We start from the raw sequence: 5,206 nt of genomic DNA, 5'->3' as shown, positions 1-5,206 counted from the left end.
GGCCTTGACTGGCTTCCGCGCGGGGTCATCTTCCTTGCGGCCGTCACCGCCCTGATCTGGCTGCCGATCCGCCGCTCGAAACTCGGCCTGCGCCTCTATGCCATCGGCTCCGATCCGCTCGCCGCCTTCCGCTCTGGCGTACCCGTCGGACAGACCCGCATCGTCGCCTATGCCCTTTGCGGGCTCTTCGCCGCGCTCGGGGGCCTCTCCGTCACTATGGGCCCCGGCATCGGCGAGCCGATCCCGGGGCCCTATCTCCTCGCCTCGGTCGCCGCCGTGGTGCTGGGCGGCGTGGTGCTGGGCGGGGGCAGGGGAGGCCTCCTTGGCCCGATCCTGGCCGTCTTCATCCTGCGGACCGTGCGGATGGACCTGACCCTCCTCTCCGTCGACCCCAACGTCGCCGCGATCATCGAAGGGTCGATCATGGTCGCCGTGGTGATGTTCGGCGCGGTTCTGGCGACGCGAGGGCGCAAGGCATGACGATGACCGATACCCCCACCCCGCTGAACCGCCTCGGCCGCCTGATGGTCGACCAGCCGCTCCTGCCGCTGATCGGCCTGCTGATCCTGCTGGTCGCGATCCTTGCGGTGTTGAACCCCGGCGTCCTCAGCATGTTCTGGGCGGGCAACAGGATCAAGTTCGCCATCCCGCTGGCCATGCTCGCCGCCTGCCAGACGCTGACCATGCTGACCGGGGGCATCGACCTGTCGGTCGGCACCGTCGCCACCATCGCGGCCTACCTGACCGCGACCCTGGCACCGATGACCGGCGTTCCCCCGGCCATCGCCATCGCGCTTGCCGCCGCCGTGGTTATCGGCCTCGTCAACGGCTTCGGCGTCGCCATCTGCCGGGTGCATCCGCTGATCATGACGCTCGGCACCGCGCTGATCGCCACCGGCTGCCTGCTGGTCTACCAGCGCTATGTCATCGCGACCGGGGTGCTGATCCCGGACTTCCTGATCTGGCTGGGCACGGGCCGCAGTTTCGGCCTGCCGAACAGCCTGGTCCTGTTCATCCCCTTCGCCGCGCTGGTGATCTGGGCGCAGCGCCGCAGCGGGTTCGGGCGGCTTCTCTATGCCATCGGCGCGAACGAGGCGGCGGCGCGGCTGTCCGGCGTGCGGGTCTGGCAGGTGCATCTGGCGCTTTACACGCTGTCGAGCCTGATCGCCGGGGTGACGGGGCTTCTGTATCTGGGGCAGATCAAGACCGCCTCGCTGTCGCTGGCGCTGCCGCTCGACCTGCCCTCGGTCGCGGCGGCGGTCGTGGGCGGCACCTCGATCTTCGGGGGCCGGGGCGGGTTTGGCGGCACCATCGTCGGCGCGCTGATCCTGACCGTGCTGACCTCGATGCTGACCCTGATGCAGATTCCCGAAGGCGGGCGCCGCATCCTCTTCGGGCTCATCATCCTCGCCGTCACCGCGCTGTTCATCCGGCTCACCGACCGCAGCTGAAAGGGCTTTTCATGGCAAAGTTCCGCATCGTCGGCATCAGCTTCGATCACATGCACATGGGCGACCTGTTGCGCTGCGTGCATGACCACCCGGACGCGGAAATCGTGGGCATCTTCGATCCCGACCGCAACACGATGCAGCGCGCCATCGACACCTTCGGCATCCCCGAGGACCACGTCTTCACCGACTTCGACGCCTGCATGAGGGCCGCCAAACCCGACCTCGCCATCCTCTGCGCCGCCACGGCCAACCATGCCGACTACACGAAACGCCTCGCGGCCTATGGCGTGCATGTCTTCGTCGAGAAACCCTTCGCCGCTTCCGTCGCCGACGCCCGCGCGATGATCGAGGCCATGAAACCGACCGGCAAGTATCTCGCGATCAACTGGCCGCTGCGCTGGGTGGAATCCCACGTCACCGCCAAGCGGCTGGTCGACGAAGGCATGATCGGCGAGGTGATCGAGATCCATTCCTATGGTGGCAACCGGGGGCCGCTTTACCACCTCGCCGACAAGATCGAAGTCTCCCGGGAAGAGGTGGAGCGGCAAAAGCCGAGCTCCTGGTGGTACAAGCGTGCCTCTGGCGGTGGCAGCCTGCTCGACTACCTTGGCTACGGTGCCACGCTGGGGACGTGGTATCGGGGTGGCGAGGCGCCGCTGGAAGTGACCTGCGTCACCGACGAGACGCCAGGCATCGAGGTCGACCAGCACGCCATCGTCGTCTGCCGCTACGCCAGGGGCCTGTCGAAGATGGAGACCCGCTGGGGCACTTTCACCGACCCCTGGGTGATCCAGCCGCAGCCGAAATGCGGCTTCATCCTGGTGGGAACCGAGGGCACCATCGCCTCCTGGGACTATGCCGACCATGTCACCGTCCAAACCCGCGCCAACCCCGAACCGCATCCCATCCCCGCCGACCCCCTGCCGCCGGGGGGGCGGAACGCCATCGAATACGTCCTTGGCTGCATTGCGCGCGGTGAGCCGCTGACCGGCCCGCTCGATCCCGCTGTCAGCCTGACCGGCCAGCGCATCGTCGATACCGCTGCCGAGTCGGCCCGGCAGAAACGCACCCTGCCGCTGCTGCCATGAGCGAACCCGACGCCGATACCTATGCCCTGAAGTCGGTCGCGCTGGCCGAGGTCGCGGCCCCCGCCTTGCCCTATCAACCGCCCCTGCCCCGCACCTACCGCCCCCGGATTGGCGTGATCGGCGCGGGTGGCATCGTCTCGGCCCATCTCGACGCCTACCGCACCGCCGGGTGGGAGGTCGCCGCGATCTGCAACCGCACCCGGGAAAAAGCCGAAGCCAAGGCCGCCGAGTTCGCGCCCAGGGCCCGCGTCACCGACCGCTGGAAAGAGGTGCTGGCCGACCCCGCCATCGACGTGGTCGACATCACCCCTCACCCCGCCGACCGCCTGCCGATCATCGAGGCCGCCCTCCGCGCGGGCAAGCACGTCCTGTCGCAGAAACCCTTCGTGCTGGACCTTGCCGAGGGTCGCCGCCTTGTCGCCCTCGCCCGCGAGAATGGCGTCAAGCTGGCGGTCAACCAGAACGGACGCTGGGCCCCGCACCTGGCATACATGCGCGAGGCGGTGCGGGCAGGCCTGATCGGCGAGGTCATCTCCACCCATGTCTCGATCCACTGGAACCACGGCTGGATCGCCGGGACGCCGTTCGAGAAGATCGAGGACCTGATCCTCTATGACTTCGGCATCCACTGGTTCGACTTCCTGCGCAGCATCACCGGGGATCGGGCAACCTCGGTCTTCGCCACCGCCGCCAAGGCGAACGGCCAGACCGCCAGGGCCCCCCTCCTCGCGCAGGCGCTGGTGCAGATGGAAGGCGGGCAGGCCTCGCTGGTCTTCGACGGCGCAACCCCCTTCGGCCCACGGGACACCACCTTCATCGCGGGCACCAAGGGTAGCCTGCTGAGTGACGGGCCCGACCTTGGCCAGCAATCCGTGACGCTCACCACCGCCGAAGGGGTCGCCCGGCCGCGCCTGGAAGGCACCTGGTTCAACGACGGGTTCCGCGGCGCGATGGGGGCGCTTCTTGTCGCCATCGAGGACGACACCGAGCCCGCAAATGGCGCGGAAGAGAACCTCGACAGCCTCGCCCTCGCCTTCGCTGCCATCCAGTCCCGCCGCACCGGCCAACCGGTCAGGGTTGGTGCGGCCGACAGCCTCGCCTTCTAGGGCCGGGGCCGGGTCGCGTCACGGGCGCAGGGCCAATGCCCGGTTCCTCCCGAAACTCTCGCTTCCATAACTATGTCAGACATTCTTGCCATAATGTCTGACATTGATTATCATGCCCGTGCAGCCAGCTCTTGCGGAGATCCTTTTGACCGTCCTTCCCGCCACCATCGTCAAGGACCAAAGACGCCCGCGCGACGTGGCGCAGCTTCTTGCGGCCCTGGTCGAGGCGGAGGGACTTGGCATCGGCGACCGGCTTCCGCCCGAGGTCGAGCTTGCCCGCCGCTTCGGCATCGGTCGCTCCACCGTGCGCGAGGCGCTGCGGCAATGGGAAAGCCTGGGCATCATCACCCGCAACAAGGGTGGCGGCACGCACATCGTCGCCGAGGTTTCGACCCGGTCGCTGCACCTGCCACTCACCGTCCAGATCGAGGCCGACAGCCTGAGCCGGATGCTCGCCGTCCGCCGCCCGCTGGAGATCGAGGCCGTCCGCATCGCCACCCGTGTCGCCGATCCGGCGGCGAAGCGCAGGATCCTTCTGCGGATGTTGGAACTGATGGAGGTCTACGACGCGGGCGAGGACTGGCGCCCCGCCGACCGCCTGTTCCATGCCGCCGTTCACGACGCGACCGGCAACCCTTTGTTCGCCAAGGTGATCCACCAGATCCACCGCGCCTTCCACGACCTTTACGACGCCCCCTTCGACCAGCCCCAGCTCGGCGCCGCGACGATCCCCGTCCACCGCGACCTGGCGGAAGCCATCGTCGCGGGCGACGAGGAGAAGGCCGTCACCATCATCTCCGGCATCCTGTCCGACGTGGACGAAGCCGCCATCCAGATCGCCCGAGGACTTCATGCCGGATAAGACCACCGACGACCTTGCCACCCGGCTGACCGCCATCGCCGAAGGTGCAGGCGGGTCGATCACGCCGCCCATCGTCCAGACCTCGCTTTTCGCCTTCGACAGCTTCGACGACTTCAAGGCGCGGATGGACGGGTCGAGCAACGCGCCGATGTACACCCGCGTGCAGAACCCGACCGTGGCCGCCTTCGAGACGATGATGGCCGATGCCGAAGGGGGCGAGGCTGCGGTCGGCTTTGCCTCGGGCATGGGGGCGATTTCGGCCACACTCATGGCCTTCCTGCGCCCCGGCGACCGGGTGGCCTGCGTGGAACACGTCTATCCCGACAGCTACCGCTTCATGGAACGCATCCTGCGCCCCTTCGGGATCGAGACCACCTACCATCCGCTCCGCGCCTTCGAGGAGGACCCGGACCTCTTGCAGGGCGTGAAGGTCGCCTATCTGGAAAGCCCGACCTCGGTCGTCTTCCAGGCGCTGAACCTGCCCAAGGTCGCGGCCCATGCGAAACGGCATGGCACCGTGACCATGATCGACAATTCCTGGGCCACCCCGGTCTTCCAGCGCCCGATCGAGCTGGGGATCGACATCGTGATCCACTCGGCCTCGAAATACATCTCCGGCCATTCCGATACCGTGGCGGGTGTCGTCGTGGGCAGCGCGGACCATATCGCCCGCCTGCGCGACCTGTCGCTGCCCCTGTT

At 67.8% G+C, this 5,206-nt stretch carries 5 protein-coding genes and 1 pseudogene; all 6 read left to right on the top strand.

What is annotated here, in order from left to right; genetic code table 11:
- Nucleotides 1-480, top strand: a pseudogene (locus tag ACE3P6_RS17335) (ABC transporter permease); the annotation flags it as partial.
- A complete protein-coding gene (locus tag ACE3P6_RS17330) occupies nucleotides 477-1,451 on the top strand; it encodes an ABC transporter permease (RefSeq protein ID WP_374397568.1) in 975 nt (324 codons plus the stop codon). The pseudogene ACE3P6_RS17335 and the gene ACE3P6_RS17330, both read left to right, overlap by 4 nt.
- A gap of 11 nt (nucleotides 1,452-1,462) precedes the next feature.
- Nucleotides 1,463-2,539, top strand: a complete 1,077-nt coding sequence (locus ACE3P6_RS17325) for a Gfo/Idh/MocA family protein (protein WP_374397566.1) — start codon at nucleotides 1,463-1,465, stop codon at nucleotides 2,537-2,539.
- Entirely contained in the window at nucleotides 2,536-3,645 is a 1,110-nt protein-coding gene (locus ACE3P6_RS17320) for a Gfo/Idh/MocA family protein (RefSeq protein ID WP_374397563.1), read from the top strand. The genes ACE3P6_RS17325 and ACE3P6_RS17320 overlap by 4 nt, the downstream gene beginning before the upstream one ends.
- Nucleotides 3,646-3,757: 112 nt before the next feature.
- On the top strand, nucleotides 3,758-4,507 hold the full coding sequence (locus ACE3P6_RS17315) for a FadR/GntR family transcriptional regulator (protein ID WP_374397562.1): 750 nt from the start codon (nucleotides 3,758-3,760) through the stop codon (nucleotides 4,505-4,507).
- The coding region (locus ACE3P6_RS17310) for an aminotransferase class I/II-fold pyridoxal phosphate-dependent enzyme (RefSeq protein WP_374397560.1) at nucleotides 4,497-5,206 on the top strand (710 nt) is incomplete at its 3' end. The genes ACE3P6_RS17315 and ACE3P6_RS17310, both read left to right, overlap by 11 nt.

Source organism: Tabrizicola sp., assembly GCF_041911175.1.
GTDB lineage: Bacteria > Pseudomonadota > Alphaproteobacteria > Rhodobacterales > Rhodobacteraceae > Tabrizicola.
Note: the sequence above shows the minus strand (reverse complement) of the source record. Positions and strands in the feature narration are given on the sequence as shown.